20 protein-coding genes are annotated in these 22,311 nt (G+C 67.0%); 5 read left to right on the top strand and 15 right to left on the bottom strand.

Features of this window, described 5'->3' with window-relative positions; genetic code table 11:
• Positions 1-8: 8 nt before the first annotated feature.
• The 9 genes from ACWA14_RS09020 to ACWA14_RS08980 form a co-directional block, all read right to left on the bottom strand.
• The gene (locus ACWA14_RS09020; protein ID WP_463792598.1) at positions 9-2,243 is read right to left on the bottom strand and encodes a glycoside hydrolase family 3 N-terminal domain-containing protein; all 2,235 of its coding nucleotides are present in this window, start codon (positions 2,241-2,243) and stop codon (positions 9-11) included.
• Positions 2,240-4,726, bottom strand: coding sequence for a glycoside hydrolase family 2 protein (locus tag ACWA14_RS09015; RefSeq protein WP_463792596.1), 2,487 nt, complete (start codon positions 4,724-4,726; stop codon positions 2,240-2,242). The genes ACWA14_RS09020 and ACWA14_RS09015 overlap by 4 nt, the downstream gene beginning before the upstream one ends.
• On the bottom strand, positions 4,723-5,979 hold the full coding sequence (locus ACWA14_RS09010) for an alpha-L-fucosidase (RefSeq protein WP_463792594.1): 1,257 nt from the start codon (positions 5,977-5,979) through the stop codon (positions 4,723-4,725). Before ACWA14_RS09010 ends, ACWA14_RS09015 begins: the two co-directional genes overlap by 4 nt.
• The gene (locus ACWA14_RS09005) at positions 5,976-6,836 is read right to left on the bottom strand and encodes a carbohydrate ABC transporter permease (protein ID WP_463792592.1); all 861 of its coding nucleotides are present in this window, start codon (positions 6,834-6,836) and stop codon (positions 5,976-5,978) included. Before ACWA14_RS09005 ends, ACWA14_RS09010 begins: the two co-directional genes overlap by 4 nt.
• On the bottom strand, positions 6,833-7,780 hold the full coding sequence (locus ACWA14_RS09000) for a carbohydrate ABC transporter permease (RefSeq protein ID WP_463792590.1): 948 nt from the start codon (positions 7,778-7,780) through the stop codon (positions 6,833-6,835). The genes ACWA14_RS09005 and ACWA14_RS09000 overlap by 4 nt, the downstream gene beginning before the upstream one ends.
• An 11-nt stretch (positions 7,781-7,791) precedes the next feature.
• The gene (locus ACWA14_RS08995; protein WP_463792588.1) at positions 7,792-9,153 is read right to left on the bottom strand and encodes an extracellular solute-binding protein; all 1,362 of its coding nucleotides are present in this window, start codon (positions 9,151-9,153) and stop codon (positions 7,792-7,794) included.
• The gene (locus tag ACWA14_RS08990; RefSeq protein ID WP_463792586.1) at positions 9,150-10,220 is read right to left on the bottom strand and encodes an ROK family transcriptional regulator; all 1,071 of its coding nucleotides are present in this window, start codon (positions 10,218-10,220) and stop codon (positions 9,150-9,152) included. The genes ACWA14_RS08995 and ACWA14_RS08990 overlap by 4 nt, the downstream gene beginning before the upstream one ends.
• 79 nt (positions 10,221-10,299) lie before the next feature.
• Entirely contained in the window at positions 10,300-11,628 is a 1,329-nt protein-coding gene (locus ACWA14_RS08985) for a glycoside hydrolase family 125 protein (protein WP_463792584.1), read from the bottom strand.
• An 80-nt stretch (positions 11,629-11,708) separates the two neighbouring features.
• Entirely contained in the window at positions 11,709-12,209 is a 501-nt protein-coding gene (locus tag ACWA14_RS08980; protein ID WP_463792583.1) for a hypothetical protein, read from the bottom strand.
• 225 nt (positions 12,210-12,434) lie between these two features.
• On the opposite strand from ACWA14_RS08980, the gene ACWA14_RS08975 reads away from it, so the two are divergent.
• Positions 12,435-13,049 carry a P-loop nucleotide/nucleoside kinase family protein gene (locus ACWA14_RS08975; protein ID WP_463792579.1) on the top strand — a complete coding sequence of 205 codons (615 nt, stop codon included), beginning with the start codon at positions 12,435-12,437 and terminating at the stop codon, positions 13,047-13,049.
• Positions 13,050-13,091: 42 nt separating this feature from the next.
• Here the strand turns inward: ACWA14_RS08975 and ACWA14_RS08970 are convergent, their stop codons facing one another.
• The gene (locus tag ACWA14_RS08970) at positions 13,092-13,715 is read right to left on the bottom strand and encodes a hypothetical protein (RefSeq protein WP_463792577.1); all 624 of its coding nucleotides are present in this window, start codon (positions 13,713-13,715) and stop codon (positions 13,092-13,094) included.
• Between the two features lie 668 nt (positions 13,716-14,383).
• Here ACWA14_RS08970 and ACWA14_RS08965 point away from each other — a divergent pair.
• The 4 genes from ACWA14_RS08965 (at position 14,384) to ACWA14_RS08950 (ending at position 17,700) form a co-directional block, all read left to right on the top strand.
• The gene (locus ACWA14_RS08965; protein WP_463792576.1) at positions 14,384-14,629 is read left to right on the top strand and encodes a hypothetical protein; all 246 of its coding nucleotides are present in this window, start codon (positions 14,384-14,386) and stop codon (positions 14,627-14,629) included.
• A gap of 117 nt (positions 14,630-14,746) precedes the next feature.
• Positions 14,747-16,339, top strand: coding sequence for a hypothetical protein (locus ACWA14_RS08960; protein ID WP_463792573.1), 1,593 nt, complete (start codon positions 14,747-14,749; stop codon positions 16,337-16,339).
• A 304-nt stretch (positions 16,340-16,643) separates the two neighbouring features.
• Positions 16,644-16,955 carry a hypothetical protein gene (locus tag ACWA14_RS08955; RefSeq protein WP_463792571.1) on the top strand — a complete coding sequence of 104 codons (312 nt, stop codon included), beginning with the start codon at positions 16,644-16,646 and terminating at the stop codon, positions 16,953-16,955.
• Between the two features lie 331 nt (positions 16,956-17,286).
• Positions 17,287-17,700: a hypothetical protein gene (locus ACWA14_RS08950; RefSeq protein WP_463792569.1), complete on the top strand. Its 414-nt coding sequence runs from the start codon at positions 17,287-17,289 to the stop codon at positions 17,698-17,700.
• Between the two features lie 279 nt (positions 17,701-17,979).
• On the opposite strand, the gene ACWA14_RS08945 is transcribed toward ACWA14_RS08950, so the two are convergent.
• The 5 genes from ACWA14_RS08945 to ACWA14_RS08925 form a co-directional block, all read right to left on the bottom strand.
• A complete protein-coding gene (locus ACWA14_RS08945; protein ID WP_463792567.1) occupies positions 17,980-18,309 on the bottom strand; it encodes a hypothetical protein in 330 nt (109 codons plus the stop codon).
• A gap of 217 nt (positions 18,310-18,526) precedes the next feature.
• Positions 18,527-19,768 (bottom strand): Fic family protein, encoded by a 1,242-nt coding sequence (locus ACWA14_RS08940; RefSeq protein ID WP_463792566.1) that lies wholly within the window; start codon positions 19,766-19,768, stop codon positions 18,527-18,529.
• Positions 19,769-20,021: 253 nt separating this feature from the next.
• Positions 20,022-21,143: a GIY-YIG nuclease family protein gene (locus ACWA14_RS08935; RefSeq protein WP_463792563.1), complete on the bottom strand. Its 1,122-nt coding sequence runs from the start codon at positions 21,141-21,143 to the stop codon at positions 20,022-20,024.
• A gap of 13 nt (positions 21,144-21,156) precedes the next feature.
• Positions 21,157-21,918: a hypothetical protein gene (locus tag ACWA14_RS08930; RefSeq protein WP_463792561.1), complete on the bottom strand. Its 762-nt coding sequence runs from the start codon at positions 21,916-21,918 to the stop codon at positions 21,157-21,159.
• A complete protein-coding gene (locus ACWA14_RS08925) occupies positions 21,915-22,295 on the bottom strand; it encodes a hypothetical protein (protein WP_463792559.1) in 381 nt (126 codons plus the stop codon). Before ACWA14_RS08925 ends, ACWA14_RS08930 begins: the two co-directional genes overlap by 4 nt.
• Positions 22,296-22,311: the final 16 nt, after the last annotated feature.

Genomic DNA, 22,311 nt, shown 5'->3' with positions numbered 1-22,311 from the left:
GCCCGCCGTCAGACGGCGAGCATCAGAGAGTGTTCCTCTCCTCCGACGATGACGGTGAGATGCGTGACGGTCTCCGCGAGCGGTGCCCGCTCATCCGGCGGGAGGAACACCCGCTCCACGGGGATCGAGATGCTGATCTCGCGGCGCTCCTGCGCGTCGAGAGCCACCCTCTGGAAGGCGACGAGTTCGGCACGCCGGGGGACGACGACTCCGCCCGACCGCCGCGCATAGACCTGGACGACGTCCTCGGCGCCTCCGGTCCACCCGATCGAGCGCGAGACGCTCGAGAGCGCGACACGGATACGGACATCTCCGTCGACAGAGCACTCGACGATCTCACCGCGGACGGCGGCGTAACCGGCGCCTGATCCGAGTCGGCGGAAGACCGGCGTCGGCACGTCGGCGTACACGTTCTCGGTCGCGTGCCGGTCGTCGTGGTGAACGGGGGCCACGCCCGGGTGCGACGGAAGCGTGGCCACCGTGCGACCCACCGGCTGCCTCTCGCCGAACACCACCTGCGCGATCCCCTCGGCGCCGCCGGGCCCGGGATAGGCGGCGAACAGGATCGCGTCCGCATTCGCCGCGACCTCGGTGAGCACGTAGGGCCGTCCGGTGACGACGATCGCGATCACCGGAGCATCTGTGGCGCCGCGGATCGCGCGCACAAGCGAGTCCTGTCGGTGGGGGAGACGCAGGTCCGCGCGGTCGACCCCTTCTCCGGTGTCGGCGGACGTGGCGACCGCGGCGCCGTTCTCGGCGAAGACATCGCCGACCTCGCGGTGACTGGTTCCCCCGAGGACGACGAAGACCTGGTCGACGTCCGAGAGCTCCGCCCGTGCCGCGTCATCGATCTCGCCGTGCACCACCGGCGGTACGAGGAGAGCGGCGCCGCGCTCCGATGCACGCCGCCGGATCGCGGCCAGCACACTGTCCCCGTCACCCTCCCGCAACGGCGGCACGTAGTCGCCCAGCAACGCCGTCGCCTCGTCCGCGAGGAGCCCGATCACGGCCCAGCGCCCGCCGTCCTGCATCACCGGAAGGGCATCGTGGTTCTGCAGCAGCACGAGGGAGCGAGCGGCGATCTCCCGGGCAGCGGCGGAGGCACGGTCGTCGGCCGCGCGGATCGTCTCCCGCCGCGCGGAAGCCGGATCCGAGTCCCCGGAGACCGATTCGAGCAGACCGAACTTCTCTTTCACCGACAGAACCCGCAGGCACGCGGCATCGATGGCCCCCGCGAGCGCGGGCAGGCGCTCGGCGGCCTCCTCCAGATGAGCGAACGATTCGTCCCACAGGCTGAGATCGACTCCCGCCGCGAGTGCCGCCGCACCGGCGGAGAGCGGCGACCCGAGCTGTGCGATGAGCCGATCGATCGCCTTGCCGTCGGCCATGACGATGCCGTCGAAGCCCCACTCGTCTCGCAGGATGCCGGTGAGCAGCGCACGGTCGGCGATGCACGGCACCCCGTCGATGTCGGTGTAGGCGGCCATGACCCCGAGGGCTCCCTCCGCGACGCCGACGCGCGCGGGAGCGAGGTGCACCTCGCGAAGGTCACGGAGTCCGAGTTGCGCCGACTGCCCGTTACGGCCGCCGAGTCCGTCGCCCTGTCCGGCGAAGTGCATGAGCACGACACCGACCCCGGTGCCGTCGACGATCGCCGATCGGTCCCGGCCCTGCATCCCCCGCACCACGGCCGCGGTCATCTCGGCGGCCAGCAGCGGGCTCTCGCCGAAGCACTCCTCGGAGCGGCCCCAGCGACCGTCGCGCAGCACGTCGAGTGTGGACACGAGAGCGAGATGCACGCCCTGCGCCCGCATCGAGGCGGACACGGCCTCCGCGGCGGACTCGATGAGCGCCGGGTCCCAGGTCGCGCCGCCGGCGAGGTTCACCGCCAGCAGGGAGGCGCCGAGCGCCTGATGACCGTGCGGCGCTTCCTCCGAAAGCAGCACGCCGATCCCGTGTCGGGAGGCGCCGACCGCGGCCTCCTGCACGAGGGCCGCGACCTCGACACGCTCTTCCGGCCGGACGCCGCTGGTCCAGTCGCGGCCCGACCAGGCGTCCGCGCGGAAGAGGCCGTACAGTGCGCCCATGCCCGACCAGCGCTCGAGCTCGGCGTGGAACGCATCGGTCAGCTCCCAGCCGCTCTTCGTGCGCCGCACACAGTCCCAGCCGTACAGGCGCTGATTCAGCTGTCCGACTCGCTCGCGGAGCGAGAGTGAGCGCAGGATGTCGGGGGCATGACTCATCGGTGGAACTCGTTTCGGGTGGCGAGGACCGGCCAGTTCACGAGGCTCTCCGGCTCCAGCGGGCCGGCCGATCGGATGCGGAACGTGTGGGATTCCCCGGGGAGGAGGGTGACCAGGGCGCTGTCGACGACGGCGCCCGGATCGAGGCGATCCGCCTGTACGCTCAGGCCGCACAGCGCACTGCGGGCCGTGATCGTCACCTCGGTCAGGACGCCTCCGGACGGGGGACGCGACGTGACGGCGGATTCGAAGCGCGGCGACTCCCAACGGACCCCGTCGTCGAGCATGAAGGTGTGCACGGCCCGGTGCGAGCCGTCCGCCCGCGGGGCGCCCGCATCGACGACGATGATCTCGTCACGTTGCTCGACGGGCAGTGTGAGCGTGGTCGGGAGGACGAAGGCGCTCACCGAACGCGCCTCGACGCGGAACGGGATCCGCTCTTCCGCGTGCACCTGTCCCGCGAGGGCGACGCGACGAGCGACGGCCTCATCGATCCAGTCCTCGTCGGTGTCGTTGACCAGGAGCAGGGTCAGGCCGGCCTCGCGCGGCTGCACCGTGACCAGTCGATCGGCGTAGGCGCGGCGCAGCGCATACCAGCCGAGCTTGCGGCCGCCGGCGGCATCGAGCACGGACCAGGAGAGAGCCGGCCAGGTGTCATTGAACTGCCACACGATGCTTCCGGCCGTGCGCGGCCACCACGACCGGAAGTGCTCGATCGCGACGCGGATCGCCTCGGCCTGGTTGAGCTGCGTGGCGAAGTGCCAGCTCGGGCCGTCGGCGGCGATCCGCTCGGGGTCGGGAAAACGCGGGTGCAGCCGGTCCCGGAGCTTCGCCATGCCGTTCGGCTGCTTCTGGCGCGCGATCATCGTCGGAGAGTCCGGATGCATGTCGTCGGGACCCAGCGCCGCGGCGAGCGTCGACCAGTTCGCCGGAGCCTGGAACCCGAACTCCGCCGCGAACCGGGGGACGGAGTCGCGGTAGTGGGCGTAGTCGAGCCTGTTCCACGGATCCCACAGGTGCACCGTGCCGTCACCGGGGGTGTTCGGATGCACCTCGGGCGTGAGCGAGAAAGGACTGGAGGGCACGTAGATCGCATCGGGCAGATGCTCCGCGAGCGCGCCAGGCAGGATCTCGCGGTAGAGGCGTTCTCCCCAGGCATGCGTGCCCAGCCGGTCCGGCCACCCCCAGTCGTGCCACGCCAGCAGGTTCTCGTTCGAGCCGTTCCACACCGCGATGCTGGGGTGACCGCCGAGTCGTGAGACGACGTCCGTCGCCTCTGCGCCGACCTCGGCAAGCATCTCCTCCGACTCGGGGTAGGCGGCACACGCGAACAGGAAGTCCTGCCAGACGAGGATTCCCTGCTCGTCGCAGAGCCTGTGGAAGTCAGCGCCCTCGTAGATGCCTCCGCCCCAGACCCGCAGCAGCGAGACGTTCGCCGCGGTCGCCTCCGCGATGCGGGCGGCATAGCGGTCCCGAGTCATCCGAGACGGGAAGACGTCGTCCGGGATCCAGTTGACACCGCGCACGAAGAGCGCCTTGCCGTTCACCTGCAGTTCGAACGATCGGCCGAAGACGTCGGCGTCCGTGCGGACCGCGACGTGGCGGAAGCCCACGCGACCGCGGGGCGTGGGATTCTCTCCGGCGAAGCCGACAGTGACCTCCTGCAGCACGGGATCTCCGTGCCCGGCCGGCCACCACGGCTCCGGTCGCGGAACGGGGAGTTCGAGGCGGGTGCGCCCGATCGGGACCGTGCGCACCCAGCGGTGGACGCCCAGGGTCACCTCGACGTCCTGCTCCGTGGATCCGTCGCGGGTGGTGAGGGTGGTGTCCACCACGAGGGTGCCGTCCTGGAGATCGGCGGACAGCCGTGTGCTCAGATCGACCTCGAGCGAGCGTTCCCCGATGCGGCGCAGGCGCGCTGCGCGCCAGATCCCGGCCGAGACCAGCGTCGGCCCCCAGTCCCACCCCACGCTGGAGGCCATGGTGCGCAGCCGGTTGTACGGGTGCGCCCAGTCGTAGGGATAGTCGATGCCGTCGGCATCCGCGCGCGCCCGCATCTCCGCGACCGCGGAGCGGAAGAGGACGCGCACCTCGTTCTGTCCGCTGTGCAGCAACGGACTCACGTCGAACGCGTAGCGGCGGTGCATGTTCTCGGTGCGAGCGAGGGACTGACCGTTGACCTCGATCTCCGCGACCGTCTGCAGACCGTCGAACTCCAGTCGCCACCCGTCGCCGTCGGCGATGGGGGCGAGGTCGAAGACGGTTCGATACGACCAGTCCGTCTCGGCGACCCAGCCGAGCTCCTTCTCGACCGTTCCCGAGTACGGGTCGGGGATGACGCCCGCGGCGAGGAGATCGTCGTGCACACACCCCGGCACGACGGCGGGGAACCCGGCATCGGCGGCATCCGGTGCGTCTGCCGGAAGAGCGCCGTACGGTCGGACGGTCCAGGGCAGGCCGCCGAGGTCGATGATGTCGTTCATTCGTCGAGCGGTGCCGTCGTCGGTGCCACGTACCCCGCCGGCGGCTGGGGGATGCTCTCATGACCGGTGCGGTATCCGATCACCTCGGTCACCAGCGCCCCGTCGCCCTCGGTGGTGATGTGGATCTCCTCCGTCGACGTCGCCGGGAAGGCGTGCAGACGGCCCTGCCCGATCGTGAGAGCCTCGGCGACCGTCTCCCCGGCGATCCGCACCGCGTGCCGCGTGACCCGCTGGCCGTCGCGGAGCTCCTCCCGGATCCTCACGTGATCGATCCGGACCGGAGCGGGGAAGCGCGCGACCCATCCGTCGGCGACCCGCTCGACGCGCGCCGGAATCGGATGCGCGAAGCGCGCATCGAGTTCCGCCCGCAAGTCGTGCAGCCTCTGCACGTCCGCCGGGTCGAAGACGCCCTGCGGCGTCGGCGGCACGTTCAGCAGGAGGTTCGCGCCCATGCCGATCGAGGCATAGTAGATCGCGGTGAGGTGATCGACTGTCTTCGCCTCGTCATCCGGATGCCAGAACCAGCCGCGGCGCAACGACACGTTGCACTCGGGCGGCATGTACAGCTCCTCCCGCACGTCGAGCGTCTCCGCGGTGTAGTTGCTGAGCTGGGTCTGCGAGACGACGTACTCGACCGGGTCGCTGGCAAGGCCGTTCTCGTTGCCCACCCAGCGGATCGTGGGCCGTCCCATGTTGAACACCATGGCGTCGGGCTGGTGCTCGGTGATGACGCCCGCGATGCGCTCCCAGTCGTAGGTGTACCCGTCCGACCCCGCGCCGTCGAACCAGATCTCGGTCAACGCCCCGTACCGCGTGCAGAGCTCCGTGAGCTGGCGGGCGTAGAACTCGCTGTAGGCGCGCTCGTCGGAATAGCACTCGGCGTTGCGGTCCCACGGCGACAGGTAGATGCCGAACCCGATGCCCGCCTCGCGGCAGGCGTCGGCGACCTCCGCGACGACATCGCCGTGGCCGTCCTTCCAGGCCGATGCCGCGACGGAGTAATCCGTCGTCTCGGTCTGCCAGAGACAGAACCCGTCGTGGTGCTTCGCGGTCAGGACGATGTAGCGCGCGCCCAGCTCGACGGCCGTGCGCGCCCAGGCGCGCGCGTCGAGATCCGTCGGCTCGAAGCTCGCGGCGGGCAGGGTCCCGTTGCTCCATTCCTTGCCGTGCACGGTGTTCAGACCGAAGTGCACGAAGAGGCCCATCTCGGCGCGCTGCCAGGCAAGCTGTCCGGGGGTGGGGAGGACTGTCATTTGATGGCTCCAGATTCGATACCGCGGAAGAAGTGGCGCTGCAGGAAGATGAACAGGATGACGATCGGCACGATCGCGACGACGGCTCCCGCCATCACGACGCGGGGGTCGAACGCCAGCGAGGAGGCGTTGAGCCGCGAGAGGCCCAGCGCGAGGGTGAACATCTCCTCGCTGCGCAGCACGATGAACGGCCAGAGGAAGTCGTCCCAGGTGCTGATGAAGGAGTTGATCACGACCACGACGAGGGAACCCTTCACCTGCGGCAGGAAGATCCGGCGGAAGCGGCTCCACTCGTTCGCGCCGTCGAGCATCGCCGCCTCCTCGATCTCATCCGGCACGGCACTGAAGGCGGCGCGCATGATGAGCACGTTGACCGCGGCGATCGCGCCGGGCAGCCAGACGCCGACCGGATTGTCGTCGATGCCCATCGAGCTGACCATGGTGTACAGCGAGACCATGATCGTCTCGAGGGGGAACATCATCGACAGGATGAGGAGCCAGTAGAACCCTCGGGAGCCACGCCAGCCGCGTCGGGACAGCATGAAGCCGGCCAGGGTCGGGAAGACGATCTGCGAGGTGACCGACAACACGCACAGCACGAGGCTGTTGAAGATGTATCGCGCCATCGGCACCTGGTCGAAGACCGTGAAGTAGGCGTCGAGCGTGGGGGACTGCGGAAGGATCGTGGCGTCGGAACCGAGAACAGCCTCGTCGGGGCCCTTCAGGGACGCCGACAGCTGCCAGAGCAGCGGTCCGACGGTGAGGAACAGCACGATCACGCACAGTGCGTACCGGATGATCAGCGCGCGCGAGCGCGCCGTGGTGAGTCGGCGCCGGAGCGGCTTCGTCGACGTCATCGTTCGTCCTGCTTTCCCGAGAGCTTGTGCGCGGCGATCGCGAGTCCGATGGTCAGGACGAACAGGGCTACGGAGACGGCGGATCCGTATCCGGTGCTTCCGCTGATCGGATCGAACGCGGCGTCCCTGATGTAGAACGGCAGCGTGCGTGCCTCGCCTCCGACCCCGCCGGTCGCCCCTCCGAGCACGTAGATCTCGGTGAAGACGCGCAGCGATCCGGTTCCGGCCATGATCGCGACGAGGAGCATCGTCAGCTTCACGCCGGGAACGGTGATGCTGAAGAACCGGCGGATCGCACCGGCCCCGTCGAGCTCTGCGGCCTCATGCAGCTCCTTCGGCACGTTCGCGAGCGCCGCGAGGTAGAAGATCATGTACCAGCCGAGCCCTTTCCACACCGTCAGCGCGATCGAGCAGAGCAGCAGGAGCGTCCCGTCCGACAGGAAGGGGATCGGGCTGTCGATCAGCCCGATCTGGGCGAGAGCCGTGTTGATCGGCCCGCGGTCCGCGAAGAGGTTCTGCCAGACGAGGGCGACCGCCACCATCGAGGCGATGACCGGCATGTAGAACGCCGTCCGGAAGAACCCGATACCGGGTGCGTGCTTCATGACGAGCTGGGCGAGCAGCAGGGGAAGTAGCACCAGCAGAGGCACGGCGACGATCGCGTAGAAGATGCTGTTGCCCGTCGCCCGCCAGAACGCGGGGTCGGCGAACATCCGCTCGTAGTTCGCCGTTCCGATCAGCCGGCCGCCACCGAGGGGACGCGCGTTGCTGAACGAGAGCACGACCGTGTTGAGGAAGGGGAAGATGCCGAACACGGCGATGAGCACGACGGTCGGCGCCGTCCAGAGCAGCGGCACCCACCAGCGTCGGTAGAGTGCGGCACCGCTGCGCGCGGTCGGATCCGGTCGGCGACGTGACGTCGTCGACGGCTGAGAGAGGGACATCGTCGTCATGGTCAGTCTTCCGTCTGGAGGATCGTGTTTGCTTTGCGCTGCGCATCCTGGAGCGCCTGCTCCGGACTCTTGCGTCCGGCGATCGCGAGCTGCAGTTCTGCGAGCACGGCGGAGTTGATCGAGTCCGACCACGGGTAGAGCGCACTGCTCTCGGCATCCTTCGCCAGCTCCACCGAGACGCGCAGGGCCTCATCGAGCGGCGCGGTGCCGTTCACCTCGGTGAACTTCGGAATCTCCATGGACTCCGTCGTGGAGGGGAAGTTGCTGATCCGCGGGTCGGAGACGAAGGCGGACTGGTTCTCGGGACTGAGCAGGAACGTCGCGAAGGCCACCGCCGTCACGGGGTTCTTGCTGGTCGTCGGCACGGCGATGAGCTGACTGTCGACGAGCCCTCGGCCTCCGGTGTCGACCAACGGCGCCGCGCCGGTCTTCTCATAGACGCTCGCGTTGGTCTCCTGCACGTAGCGGAGATACGAACCGTTCGTCGATCCCCACACGAGGTCACCGGTCGAGTAGAGCTGGGTGACATCGGTGTCGGACGAGAGGGTGTCGGTCGGGAGACCGCCGGAGGCGAATGCCGCCCGGAACTGGGTCAGCCAGTCGATGACCCGCTGATCGTCGCCGAAGGTGAACTCGGTCTGATCCTCGTTCATGATCTCGGCTTCCATCATCTGCCAGTCGCTGGGGACCCGGGTGCGCGGGTTCGCGACGAACGCGGTGTAGGCGCCGCCCGCGTCGGCGCCGATCTTCTCGGCGGCGGCGAACTGCTCGGCGAAGGTCGTCGGAGGATTCTCCGGGTCGAGCCCCGCCTCGAGCATCAGCTCCTTGTTGTAGGTCTGCAGTCCGAGCAGGCCCCAGTACCACGGCATCACGTAGTGGTCCGCGTCATCGGGGAAGAGCAGGCTGTCCCAGAGCGAGGGGAGGAAGTCGTCGCCGACCTCGGGCGCGGCGGTGGAGAGATTGAGCAGGAAGTTGTACTTGTAGAGCGCGTAGGCCGTCGTCGTGTTGAGGTTGACGACGTCGGGGAGACTGCAGCCCATGGCATCCGTGACGAGGCGCTGGGTGAACGACGCATCACCGGGGTCGTCCTGCCAGACGATCTCGGTGTCGGGGTACTTCTCCTCGAACGCGGCGATGACGCCTTCGAAGTAGTCGCTGAAGTCCTGCTTGAGTGCCGTGGTCTGGAAGACGATCCTGCCGGAGGGCTCGCCCGTCAGCGCAGTTCCGTCGGCAGCGGGGCCCGTGATCGTGCAGCTTCCCGCCCGATCGGGCGACGGCTCGGTCGGGCCGAGGCCGCACCCGCTGAGTGCGAGCGCCGCTACGGCGATCACCGCGGCGAAGCCACGTCGCGTGCGTGCGGTCATCGTCCTGCCTCCTCGTGCTGTTCGCGAGCATCCTCGGCCGCCCACCGGGTCAGCACGCGCGGGGTGAGCTGCTGTTGTGCGGCGATGTCGCCGTAGCAGTCCACGCGGGCGTGATCGAGCGCGGAGGCGATCGCTCCGGCGATGACGCCGCTCCGACGGAAGCCGGCGGCCTCCACATCCGGTCGGAGAGGCGAGGCCGCCACCAGACGCGCGCGCACCTCGGACAGGAACGATTCCCCGAGTGCCGTCGCCGCGTCACCCGCGAGCAGGATCCGCTCCGGATCGATGACCGCGCAGACGGTGAGGCACATCCGAGCGGCGCGTGCGACGAGGTCGACGTGGTCGGGGTCGTCGTTCAGGACGAGTCCCAGCTCACCGGCGTAGCCGTGGGTGCCCCGGATGAGGCGTCCGTCGAAGACGATGGAGGCGCCCGGGCCCTCGGGCCAGATGACCGCGAGGGTGTCGACGTCTCGGCCGTTGCCGGCGCGGCACTCGGCGACCGCGACGAGGTTGAGGTCGTTCTCGAGTCGGACGTCGCAGTCCAGTTCCCGTGCCAGTGCGTCAGCGAGTCCGGTGCCCCAGCCGACGTGGCTGTCGACGAAGACGAGCTCGCCGTCGCCGTCGACGATGCCCGGGGTGGCGACGACGAGATGGGAGATCGCGCTCCGGTCCACGTCGCCGCTGGTCACCGCGGCGTCGAAAGCCCGCAGCAGGAGGTCCAGCGGCTCGGCGCGCTCATCCTCGATGCGTCCACTGTCCGCCCGAAGTTCGCCGGCGATGTCGGTGAGGCATACCCGCGCCCATCCCGGCTGGACCTCGGCGGCGGCGATCACGGTCAGGGACGCCACCGCGGCGTACTGGCGGGCCTGAGGCCCTCGTCGGCCGGTGTTGCCGTCGACGCCGGCCTCGGTGACCACGCCCGCGCGTTCGAGCCGACCGATCAGGTCCCGCATCGCGGGCTGCGAGATATCCACCATCTCACCGAGCTCACGCATGGTGAGAGGACCGCGGACGAGCAGCTGAGCGACCGCCGCGTACTCCCGAGAGGAGAGACTGCGTTGAGACAAAGGAACCTCCATTGGTATTTGAATAGGAAGCTTACTTATAAATTAGAAAGCTGTCGAGACCCGATTTCCTTCGCCGAGATCAGGCGCTGTCGACGGCGCGCAGCGCCGCACTCAGTCCTTCGCCCGCCGACTCGAAGGCCAGCAGCGCGAACATGGAGTCCGCCCAGGAGAACCACGGCCGGGTGAACCTCGTCGGATCATTCACGTCGAAGCTCTCATGGAACCGATCGGTACCGCCGGTCGTCCGGGCGAGCAGCAGGCACATCGCCCGCTGGTTGTCCCGATCCGGGTCGGTGAGACCTTCCACCGCGAGTGCGATCGGCCAGACGTAGTCCGGCCAGGTGTGGGGGCTGCCGATGCCGGCAGCTTCCGCGCCTCGGTAGTAGTACGGGTTGCTCTCGGAGAGGACCATCGCCCGCGTGCGCATGTACAGCGGATCGTCGAGACGCAGGGACGTCATGAGCGGCAGACCGAGGAGGCTGGGCAGATTGGCGTCGTCCATCAGGAGGTGGTTCCCGCGTCCGTCCAGTTCGTACGCGAGGACGGTGCCGAACTCCTCCGTGTCGACCTGCGCATGGCGGAGTGTGGCCTCCTGCAGTTCGTCTGCCAGGATCCGGGCGCGCTCCGCCAGGGCGGAGTCGGAGGTGAGTTCGGCGAGCTGTCGCAGGGAGCTCGCGGCGAGGAGGTTCGCCGCGGTGTTGTAGCCGTAGACGCACGCGTCGTCACTTGGACGGAAGCCCGACCAGGTCATGCCGTTCTCCGCGACCTCGCTGCCGAGTCCGTCGCGGGCCAGCGTGTCCAGCGCGTTGGCGCCCTCCCGGATGAATCGGTACGACGACTGCTGCTCGTGTCGGCGCTCGCGCGACAGCGTCTCGACGACGAGCGTGAACGCCTCCTCGGCATCCGGTCCGAGGACGTCGTCCCGACCGGTCAGGCGCCAGAAGCGATGCGCGAACTGCACGGGGAGGCATAGCGAGTCGATCTCGTACTTGCGCTCCCAGACCATCGGATCGGGGTGCAGATCGTTCGGATCGTGAGCCCGGGCGTTCGGCTCGATGTTGAACGCGTTCGCGTAGGGGTCGTGGCGGATGAAGCGGAACTGCTGCCGGATCACGCCGGCGATCACGTCGGCGACGGCGCCCTGCGGACGCTCGGCCGCCAGCAGCAGATACGGCCAGAACTGCGTCGACGAATCGCGCAGCCACATGGCCGGGATATCGCCCGTGAGCACGAAGATGCTCCCGTCGTCACGGACCGTGAGAGTGTCCGTGAGTGTGCGTGCCAGGCACTCGCGCACCAGCCGGGGGATCTCCGTGCCCGAGAAGGCATCGTCGACGCGGAGCAGCAGCGCGCTGTCCCGGGTCTCCTGCACGGCATCGGGAACGAGTCTCGTCAGATCAGAAGTCATCCGATTCACGGTAGCGGCATCGTGCGCGAGTCGCGTGCGGGTGCCCGAGAGGGGCGTGTCCGGTGTCGCTGATCTCTGCGCTATACCCGGGGGAGGCCGTAGAACAACATCAGCAGGATGGTGAGGACGTTGACGGAAGCGAGCACCACGATCGCAGAATCGCGCCACACGTGTCCCGTGCGCGACGCAATCCACGTCGTCGTCGGAATCGCGACAAGCACGATCGGCGTGAACCAGATCAAGGTGTACAGGATGTCCGCCGAACGGAGCGCCGCTCCCAGGTTGAACGTCGCGGCCGCCAGCAGCATCACCCCGACAAGCGTCACGACCCCTGCGGCAGCCGATCCGTACCGGACCCGACGAGTGAGAGCGATCGCGGGGACGCTCACGATGACCCCGATCATCAGCGTCACGAGCGAGAACGGCGGGACGAACGGCCTGAAGCCACCACTCAGTGTCAACTGGGACAGCACGATGAGCCAGTCGACGACGTTGCCGACCAGACCGGACAAGAGGATGGCAGTCGCCCATTCGCGGTGTCTTGCGCGAGTGCCTTCGCAGCCGGATCCATCGACGGTCACCGGCCAAGACTACGGGCATCGTGCAGCACCACGACGTCACTTGACCGTTGACCTTCGGTCGGATCGAGCGGCACCTCGATGCCCGTGTCCTCGAACGGCCGCCACATCACCGGCATTACCGAACCGTCTGACTCGGTGAGTGTGCGACCCAGACGATCGCTTGTGATTGCCCACTGAATCCCGGGAATGCTGGTGGCGGCGAGCGGGATCGGGCACGGTGGTGGAATGGATGCCCGCGCCGTACCTCTCGCTCTCGTCATCGTCGCCGGGCCGCAGGCGTCGGGTAAGAGCACCGTGGCCGCGGCTCTCAGCGCAGAGTTGCGCCTGCGAGGTGAGCGAGTCGCGGTGGTCGAACTCGATCAGATCGCGGCGATGGCTCTTCCGACGCTTCCGAGTTGGGAGGCAGCGCACCTCGTCTTCGAAGTGACGGTCGGCCTCTGGGCGCGAACGGATCTCACGTGCGTCATCGCCGAGGGGTCCGGCTCTGAGCACGAGGTCTCGCGACTCCGGGACCAGGCCCCGCCTGACGCGGTGGTCGTCACGCTGGCGACCACCGCCACCTTCGAGACGGCATTCGCTCGAGCTCAAGCGGACCCGTCGAGAGGAGTGTCGAAGGAGCACGACTTTCTCTTCCCGGTCTACCAGCGCTGGGCCGACGAGCTTCGCCGAATCGATCCCGACGTGGCGATCGACACGACCCTTCTCGAGATCGACGAGAGTATCCGACGCGCCAAGGCCGCGATCGAACGGGCGCGAAGAGGAGGCACAGGCAGCTCTCGACAGCCCGGGGCAGGAGGCCCGGCGGAATCGACCCGCGTTCCGTTCTCGGGTACGGGATGATCAACGAAGGTCCGCGGCCTGCTGCAGATGGTGGAGGCGAGGTCACAGGGAGCGGTATACCTGGACACTTTCAGGCCTCGATCGGGCCGCGATGATGAGGGCGATGATGCCCAGCCCCAGTGTTCCGGCGAGCGCCGCAAGCGTGCCGAGGATCTGCACCACGTCCGCGAAAGACTGAACGTTCCCGGGACGCACCGACACGAAGATCGTCTGCGAAGTGACCCAGACGAGGGTCTGCGCGGCCAATACCCATGCTGGCGCCCACCGCCAGGGAGCAGGGACGGTACTGCTCCGCGCGATCTGCACCGCCGCGACCAGGCCCCCGGCCGCCGGAACGAACAACGCGATGTACCCATAGGCCATCCACGCGTCGTCGTCGGGCGGTACTCCAGCACCCATCGCCCGGCTGACCGCGAAGGCGAGGAGGGGCCAGATCGCCACGATCGCCAATGCCGTCACACCCGACGGTCGGCGGGACACGACGCTGGCGTCACGCGACAGCCCCACCGCGAACAGCAGGATCGATGCCGCGAAGAGCACGTCGGCGATGACCTGGAGGGGTCCTGCCACGACGCCTCCGTTGAGAGGAAGGACGCCCAGCACGCCGCACCCGATGAGGCCCAGGCCCCCGAACATCCAGGTCCGTTGCCGAGTACGCCTGGTCATGGAACAACCCTAACGACGACGCACTCGCTTTCCACAATCTGCCCGGTGCGGAACTGCTGCTCCGGCTGTCGAGCCTCCACTGAGGCCGGCCACGTGCCCGTCGCTCTCGACGGGGCCGTCGTCGAGAACTGGCGATGCCCAGCCGAAGGACGGAAGTCACAACGCTGGGCATCTGCTCTCAGCTCTTTCATGATCGACGCGCACATCCTTGTGCCCGCCGTACGTGAGAGGTGTGACTCACGCTAGGTCGTAACGCGGATCGGGCCAACGGGGTCGCATTTCGCGTCACTTGCGCCTAAGCTCCGCTGTCGCATCCGATGTGTGTGGCTCTTCGTCGGCAGGGGACAGGGTTGTCTTCCGGCACCAGCTCGGGTGCTCCGTCTGAGGCGCTTGCGGGCCGACCGCGATGCGAGAGTTCCCGCGTCATCGAGCGTGTCGGTGATGAGATCAGCAGTGACCTGACCAGCGCCCTGCAACGGCCTGCATGGCAGCGGCCTGCATATCGACCGATCTGCACAGTGCACGGTTCTCGCGGGTTCTCGACGGTCGACGGAATCGTGGCCAGGCGTGCGGATGGCGCGATCGTATGGTGTTCCGATGTCCGAGACAGTCGAGAAAGACGATCCGAGCGAGGCGATGCTCCTCCGTAGCCCTGACGGGGTGGGTGTGTGAGGCGCGATCTGCGTCTTCTTCCCGTCGCCGGGGGAGTGTGGGCGGCGGCGCTCCTGTGCGTGTTCGCGCCCGCGGCGGCGGGGTGGTGTGCGGTCGTGGCGGCGGGTGGAGCGGCCGTCGTAGGCGGGCTCGTGCTGCGATGCGCGCATCGCGCCGCATCCCGTGCCGCGCTCGTGCTCGTCGTGTTCGCCGCGATGGCCGCGGTGTCGATCACGGCCCTGACTGCCGCCCCGGGGTCATAGCGGCGATCTCCGCCTTTCCACCTCACCGGCCGTGCAGGAGAAGCTCGAGCCGTAAGCGTTACCGCTACCGTGGGACGCACCTGTTTTAGTCGCAGATAAGATCTGGAGGGAACGTAAATGGCGTTCATACCCGCCAGTCTTGCGGAAGCCGTCATGGAGAGAATAGTCACCCTGTTCTCTCCGACGCGCGGATGGAACACTCGATTGTGGCGATCAAGCCCCGTCGACGCGTTCAAGCACTGCCTCGATCTCATCGAAGGCGGCGCCCAAGACGGCGCCAAGAAGTACGCCTTGAATGAGGCCAAGAAGCGTGTGCAGAGCGACCTCTTCATACCAGGGCGCGACCGCGGGGGAATTCTTCCCCAGATGAACATCGCTCCCGAGAGGCTGGTTCACGGCTCGACGGCCCATTATGCGCTCACGAGCCTTGGCGACGAGCTGGAGAGCAAGTACTCGTCCTGGGTTCAGGCCTACCTCGACGTGCTGGACGCGGATGTTGATCTCGGCGACAGCCCGGTGAGCGGCGAGGCACTGGCGTGGCAGCTTGCGGCTTTTCTTCGTTCAGAGGGCATGTCTGATCAGTGGATCGTGAACTTTGCCACGTACTACCTCCGTCATGACAAGGAAGTGACGACCCTCGCAGCTGCGATCTTGGTCGCAAGGACTGCTGCCGTGGCTGAGCCCGGATGGACGGTCTTTGTGCCGATTGTTCGGAGGAGGGGTTTCAACGTCAACGCACCGCCAATGTTGCGGCAGCGTGAGTTCGAGGAGCGCTTCCAAAGCCTCTTGCCGGACGTGCCCCTGCCGGAAAATCGTGGTGGACTCGAGGTCAGGGTGACCTCTATGGATAAGTACGCCGCGATCTCTGAGGCGCAGCTTGTGATGAGGCGTGTCGTAGAGCGTCACCGGGCATCGCATAGTAAGCGTGCCTTTTCGTTCGCACACGAAGCGTGGGTTTCGCCGGGCGCGTGGTCTGCGCCCGTGTCACTCAAGCCCGACCTTGCAATCCAGGTGCGGGAGCTTGACAGCGGCGGGGGAGAGGACATGTTCACGGCTTCCTCGGAAGAAATCGAGGCGGCACTTGACCTCCTGACCGCCGCTGATCAGACTTCCTCTCGCGCTGCTGCGATCGCGGCTTGGGGAACCCTCGAAACGCTGTTTGCAGACGGGGCTGATTACGGGGGCCTCGCTAGTGTGGCTGATCGTGCCGCCGACGTGTTGACCTGCATGTACGTCCGAGACACGTTCACTGCTCTCGCGACCAAGCACGCTCGCGCAGGGGAGGATGAACTTGCAGTAGTTCTGAAGATCGCGACTCGGGCTGACGCGGCGGTACTCGTCGAGGCTGCACTCCCTGGCCATTCGATGTCGGTAAGTTCGGGTCGGGGACGTCTCGCTCGCGAGCGAGCATCGTCGTTGAACCCTCGAGAGATTGACCTTGTGCGGAATCAGCTGGCCGCCGTGTTGCGTCGTCTCTACGACGTTCGTAATCAGATCGTTCACGCAGGTCGTATGGCGCCGTACGGGTTGCATCGAACATACGTTGAATCGGCGGTCCTGTTGTCAGCGTTGTTGGACGAGCTTCTTCGGCAACATCGAGACACCAGGAGGTCCGCACGGCAAGTCGCTGGCCGCGCCGCATGGTTGCTCAGCCGCGTGGCGAACGACCAAGCGACGCCCGCCACTCTCGCGCAACTCGGAGAACCCTAAGTCCGATCGTGACTGGGCAGAGCTCCCGGTCTAGTTTGAACGCATCGACCGATCACAGTCCCGATGCGTGCGCGGAGGGGCTATATCCCGCGATCGGAGTGTCGACCTCCGACAGTCGCGTCCCGAAGTACGGAAAAAGGGGGTTCGCGCCGGTAGTCGGGATAAGTGGTCTTATCGTGGCCGATGGGCCAGACGTTGAAGTGAGATGGGTCTGAGTAGGTATCTGGCGTCTGAGCAGTGCTCGAGCGGGATCGCGAGGGCTTGAGCGTCTGCAAAGTAGCGAGGCCGTCAGTAGGCTCGCTGCATGGCGCAGGCACAGCACTTCGAGCAGGGCTCGAACTGGAGGGCGAAGAACGCCGCGAGCATCCGTCTCCGGGTCGGCGACGGAAAGAAGCACTCGGTCGCCGAGTCGAGCGTGGACCCGGCTCTGACGCCGTCAGAGCGTGAGGGCGCAGACGCGCGTCGCCAGCTGGAACGGGAGAGGTTGGCGCGCGAGCACCAGGCCCGCGAGGGGCGTGAGCGCGGCGCGCGTCGAGACGCGGCGATGGACGCGAAGCACGGTGTCCTCCGCGATGCCGTGCCTCGAAACGCTGGCAACGATGTCGTGCACCCCTAGGAACGCGAGCTTCCACTGCACTATGGATATGGTGCTGTGGGAGACGTCCAGCAATCCGCGGAACCAGTACTTCGGGTGGACGTTCCGGTCAGCGTCGGGTCATGTTGACGGCCCCGGCTCCACAGTCACATTCCTCCTCAGCCCTTCCTGGGACGCTGGGGCTACCACCACCAGATCCGCGCTCACCGTGGACGCGTGGATCACCAACGACAACCCCATGGGAATCGGCCAGCCTGCGTATCAGGCCGGCGCTTACTTGAACTGGCAGACTTTTGCCTTCAACTTGCGAGCTGCGTAAACATGCTCACCCCCTAAGAAAGGTGGCAGTCCGTTGATCGATTCACGCGTCGCCATACGGACGCGACGAGAGGTTCTCGTCCCTGTCATCGCCGCCCTGGTCACAAGCGCGATCGGGACAGGGGGGTTCTGGGTGATCGGGCTGTACTCCTGGTTCCTGTTCGCGATCCCTGGTGCGCCCCTCGCATGGGTGACACTCTGGTGGTGGCGACAGAAAAAGGAACAGGTGAGTCACTTCGCTATGGCTGGTGCACTGACCACAATCTGGGTCCTCTCCGGGGCGATCGCCCTGGGGCTGAATATCGGCCTATCCGTCCTGCAAAGCGGCGGGTATGACCCCTCAGGCCTCGGGCTGTTCTGGTACATCTGGGTATTGAGCCCTGCGGCCGCGACCATCACCACCTGGATACGCGCAGCCTACGCACACCACACAAGCACGGCTGACTGACCCGGTGAGCGAGGCACCGTCAACGCCTCGCTCACCGCGGCAGCACCGCCCGAATCACCACGACCCTGGCAAGCTCCCAACCGAAAACGACCGTTATCGAGACGGCGCGGAGTCTTGTTCGACATTCCCTCCACAGAAGCCGTCTGCCCGAGCGCACAGGAGCGCTCGATTGCTGGGGGTCTCTGCCGAAGTGCCCCAGCAACCGAGAGCGGGCAAACGCACTAGATCCGCGAGATTCCGCGGAAGTCGATCCCCGCACGGGACGGTCGTCGAAGACCTCTAGTAGACGGTGGTGAGTCTTCCGCTGGCCAAGACAGCCAGAACAGCCAGGATCGGCAGCGACGCGGCGAGCAGTCCCCACTTCGAAGCAATGATCGACATCACCGCGATCGCAGCTACGACCCCGAGAGTGATCCAGACACGGAGCATGATGCCCGCTGCCTCCTCAGCAGTCATTCCGGCGCCGAGGGCGAGCCCGAGACCGGCGAGGAGTATCTCGATGACCGTCACCACCACGATCGTCGTGGCAATAGCGAGAACCGCCCATCCGATCCGACCGCAGGTCTCTCGCCACTCGCGCGGAGCCTCGGTCTCGATGGGTTGGGTCATGCGCTCACCGTACCCCTCCTGGCTCTAGTCGATCTAGCCGCGGACTTTTCATCCATCGGCAGTTCTCGTCCGTTCGATTGCTGGGGGTCTCCGTCGAAGTGCCCCAGTAACCGAGCGCACGGAAGCGCACGAAATCCGCGAGATTCCGCGGAAGTCGGATCGGGGGTCATAAGCAGTGGCGACCCGCCGGGGCTTATGACCCCGCGCTGGCGCGCGGCTAGCCTCGAGCGGTCATCCGGCGGATCTGCTCGGCGTAGCCGTCGAGGACGTCGAAGATCCCGCGGTGCTGCCAGACGCGGTTGCGTCCTTGGCCGGTCGTCTCGGTGAGGACCCCGCGGTCGGTGAGTGTGTCCAGCGCGCGCAGGGCCGCCATCTCGCCGAGTCCGAGCGCGCTCATGAGGTACTTCGTGTTCACCGCGGGCTGTCCGACGAGCGCGGGAAGGATCTTCCAGACCGCAGCATCCGAGCGGACGCCCTGGAGCAGAGCGCGGGACGCGTCCAGCTGCGCGACGAGGTCGTCGACCAGCTGCGTCCCTGTGGACGCGGCGATGCGACTCGCCATAGCGAACTCGCGAATGATCGGACCCGCGTCGCCGGCGCGGAAAGCGGTCAGCGCCCGGAAGTAGCGCCCGGTGTTCACGAGCAGTCCCGCAGAGATCGGTACGGCGGTTGAACCGACGAGACCTTTGTTGCGCAGGATCGACTGCGCGAGAGCGCGACCGGTACGGCCGTTGCCATCGACGAACGGGTGGATGGTCTCGAACTGGGCGTGGGCGACAGCGACCTGAACAAGCACAGAGATGTCCTGGCGCTGCACGAATCTGACCAGGTCACTGATCGCGCCGGGAATCCGGTCGTGGTGGGGCGCTATGAACTCTGCCTGGCGGGGGCCGGCGTTGCCCGGGCCGATCCAGACCTGTTCCTGGCGGTAGAGACCGGCTTCGTGCTCGAGGCCGGGCTGGTGGCGCAGCAGCGCGTGATGCATCTGCAGGATCGATCCCTCGGAGATCTCATCCGAGAGCGCGAGGGCGGCCTCCATAGCGCGGACGTTGCCGATGACGGTGAGCGCGTTGGCCTTATCGCCTTCATCGATCTCGGCGAGAGCGAGCTGCTTCGCCGACGTCGTCAGCTGCTCGATCTGCGAGCTGGACGCGGACTCTGTACGCAGCAGGATCGCGGTCATCGGGCCCAACGCGGGGTTGTCGGTGCCCAGAGTTCGCCGTGCATGCTCGTCGAACGCGACCAGCTGGCGCGTAGCGTCCTCGACGTCAGCGGCGTCTTCGCTCGGGACCTGAGGGCTCCACTCGGCGATTGGAGCCGTGACCGTCGCCTCGTACGGCCCGGTCTGACGCACAACCTCGGCCCGTGAGAACATCTCCGGTGCGCGCGGCGCCCAGTCCAGGGTCTCGCTCGAGACAGCATCGATGGGGATGCGGGTGCTGGGCGAAGACGTGGACATCGCATCATCCTACCAACACTTATGCAACTAGGTGTTGGCAAGGAGTAACCCCACCCGCGTCTGGCGCGAGGTACTGTCGTCGACGAGATCGTGTCGCCGGATGAACTCGAGTGTCTCTTCGGTCGTGAAGGTTCGACCGCCACGTTCGGCGAGAGCCTCGATCCTTAGCTCCTCCATGCCTTCTCGGATCTCCTGGAGACGTGCGAGACGCGCCTGCTCTTCTGGGTCGGTCACAGTGTCTCCGTTCAGGTGCTCAGGTGGTCGCAGTATCAGGAGTCGAGTCTGATGTCCCCGTCGGTTCTACATCCAGCTCGGGGTCGGTCTCGCGCGTGCGCATCACAGCTTCGATGCCGAGAAGGCCTGCAAACCGCACGGCATCGTTCCCGCCCATGAAGCGGTTCAGCGCGAACTTGGGTGGGAACTGCGCGAGGACAGAGACCTCCTCATCGAAGTAGTCCGTGGTCATCATGGCGAAGATGCGCGTGGTGTCCAGGGCGCGGAAGCTGTCGATCGACAGGATCGATGTCTTCACGCTGCCGAAGATGAGTCGGTCGAACTGCTTCTGATTGGTCCAGTGCTGTCGGATGCGCTTGGCAATCCCTGCGGACTCGGAGGAGGCGCCGACATAGACCTGCCGGTACTCGTCGAGCACCATGACGTAGACACCAGGGACGCCATCCCATTCAGTGAGATCTGTCACCTCGACCATGTCCGGGTGGCCGTCGAGTGCCAGCTGCAGAGTGGCTTCGAACTCGACCGGGTCAAGCGAGGCGAAATGGGCCATGTTCATGTCGAAGTTCGCCAGCGCGTCGGCCTGGTGTCCTTCGCACCACTCATCTGTGAGGATGCGGTGCTCGTTGTCGTCATAGAAGCGACTCTGCCGGTCCCACGCCGCCGGGTTGTCATCTCGGGACCAGCGAGGCATCGAAGAGCGCTTGTTGATCGTCGCGTAGACGTCGCGAGAGATCTTGAGGCCGAGTCCACGGGTGCTGCGGACGGTGGTGCCGAAGTGCGTCGCAGTCTCGGTGCCGCCGGCGCGCGGCCTCCCGCGGCGGGGGATCGCCACGGGGACGCCCCAGACCTTCCGTGCGAGCCGCGTCTGCCATCGGTGCCAGATGAGCGAGTGCCCGGAGTCGACCAGTGCATGCAGGGACGCGTTCGCATCAGCGCCGATGCCGACGTCGAAGATGCGCGCGGGGTCGAACTCGAGGTGCTCGCCTTCGGGCATGAGACCGGCGCTGGTCAGCTCGAACGGGTCGGCATCGCGCACGAGGTAGCCGGCCTCGGTGAGATCGTGGCGCAGCTCTTGCGCCACCTTGGACGACTGCGCCCACGCGAGTGTCTCGCGGGGCGTGACGGTGATCTCGAGTTCCATGGATGCGCGCCACTCAGAAGACGCGGATGCGGAAGCGATCGGCGACGCGCTTGAGCTCATCGTCGGTGACGAGGATCGGTTCAGGGCTGAGGGCGATCAGGTCGCGAGCTTCGGGGTGATCTAGCCGGATCGCCTTGCACCAGGCGGCGCCGTGCTTGCTGCCGAAGTGGACCCCGAGTGGCGTCGTACCGTTGTCGAGGGTCACGCCGTGCAGGAACTCGGCGATCGCAGTGGTCACGGGTCGGTCTTCGCTTCGCAGCGGGGCGGTCGTGAGGCTCGTGACTCGGTGTGCCGCCAGCACGTCCTCGAGCTCGCGCTCGATGTGAGAGATCGAGTCCGGGTGCTCGATGTCGATGAGCCATCCGGGATCCGGCAGCGAGATGGGCGTGATTCCGCGGTCATAGCGCCAGCCGGCCGGGATCGCTCCGAGGCCCATGAAATCTCGCTCAGACCACTCGCGAGCGACCTCTTCGACATAGGCCGCCAGAGACAGCCCTGCGAACTCCGCATCCTTCGCGAGAGTGTCGCTGGCACCGTTGGCGCGCTTGAAGAACGCGAGCACCTCGGCGTACGCGCACTCGCGATTCTCGGCGACGTAGAAGGTCTGACCGGGGATGTCATACCGCCCCCACGTCTGACGCCCCTTCTCGGAGGCATCGCGGGGCGCGGCCGACAGTGGTGGATACTCGGTCTTGCTGACGTGGAAGCCGTAGACGTCACTCGATTCCGAGACGAGTCTGAGACCGGTGACGGTGCAGGTCCTCTCAGCCCTCACGCGTCGACGGCCCCGCCGATGAACTCCGCGACGGCCTCAGCGACCTCCCCATGGCGGCCTTCGCGAATCGCGGTGATCGGGGTGTCCTCCCGCAGGTGGGGGTTCCCGCCGATGAACCACTGCCGGGCCACGTGGTCGCCATCGGCCGCGGACAGGAGCGCCCACTGCCGGTGTGCGAACGTCAGTCGGTTCGAGGCATCCGAGCGTGGCTCGGGGCCGTCAGCCTTGGCCCAGCGGATCGGGAGCTTGCGGTCCTTCGATCCGGCCAGTCCCGCCACAAGCGTCGGTCCGAGAACCGCGTTGAGCTCGCGCACGATGTCATGGATATCCATCCGCATCGTCCGGCCGTGCGCTGTGGTGGGGGTCAGGGATTCCATGACAGCAGTTTACCTC

Source organism: Microbacterium sp. TW_SC_2, from assembly GCF_055361165.1.
This window is presented reverse-complemented; position numbering and strand designations above follow the sequence as displayed.

Bases quoted from the DNA above. Each gene is read 5' to 3' on its own strand.
- ACWA14_RS08935 (WP_463792563.1), bottom strand. From the start codon at position 21,143: ATGGAACTCGAGATCACCGTCACGCCCCGCGAGACACTCGCGTGGGCG.
- ACWA14_RS08985 (WP_463792584.1), bottom strand. From the start codon at position 11,628: ATGACTTCTGATCTGACGAGACTCGTTCCCGATGCCGTGCAGGAGACC.
- ACWA14_RS09000 (WP_463792590.1), bottom strand. From the start codon at position 7,780: ATGTCCCTCTCTCAGCCGTCGACGACGTCACGTCGCCGACCGGATCCG.
- ACWA14_RS08995 (WP_463792588.1), bottom strand. From the start codon at position 9,153: ATGACCGCACGCACGCGACGTGGCTTCGCCGCGGTGATCGCCGTAGCG.
- ACWA14_RS08960 (WP_463792573.1), top strand. From the start codon at position 14,747: ATGGCGTTCATACCCGCCAGTCTTGCGGAAGCCGTCATGGAGAGAATA.
- ACWA14_RS09010 (WP_463792594.1), bottom strand. From the start codon at position 5,979: ATGACAGTCCTCCCCACCCCCGGACAGCTTGCCTGGCAGCGCGCCGAG.
- ACWA14_RS08975 (WP_463792579.1), top strand. From the start codon at position 12,435: ATGGATGCCCGCGCCGTACCTCTCGCTCTCGTCATCGTCGCCGGGCCG.
- ACWA14_RS09020 (WP_463792598.1), bottom strand. From the start codon at position 2,243: ATGAGTCATGCCCCCGACATCCTGCGCTCACTCTCGCTCCGCGAGCGA.
- ACWA14_RS08945 (WP_463792567.1), bottom strand. From the start codon at position 18,309: ATGACCCAACCCATCGAGACCGAGGCTCCGCGCGAGTGGCGAGAGACC.
- ACWA14_RS08955 (WP_463792571.1), top strand. From the start codon at position 16,644: ATGGCGCAGGCACAGCACTTCGAGCAGGGCTCGAACTGGAGGGCGAAG.
- ACWA14_RS08940 (WP_463792566.1), bottom strand. From the start codon at position 19,768: ATGTCCACGTCTTCGCCCAGCACCCGCATCCCCATCGATGCTGTCTCG.
- ACWA14_RS09015 (WP_463792596.1), bottom strand. From the start codon at position 4,726: ATGAACGACATCATCGACCTCGGCGGCCTGCCCTGGACCGTCCGACCG.
- ACWA14_RS08925 (WP_463792559.1), bottom strand. From the start codon at position 22,295: ATGGAATCCCTGACCCCCACCACAGCGCACGGCCGGACGATGCGGATG.
- ACWA14_RS09005 (WP_463792592.1), bottom strand. From the start codon at position 6,836: ATGACGTCGACGAAGCCGCTCCGGCGCCGACTCACCACGGCGCGCTCG.
- ACWA14_RS08970 (WP_463792577.1), bottom strand. From the start codon at position 13,715: ATGACCAGGCGTACTCGGCAACGGACCTGGATGTTCGGGGGCCTGGGC.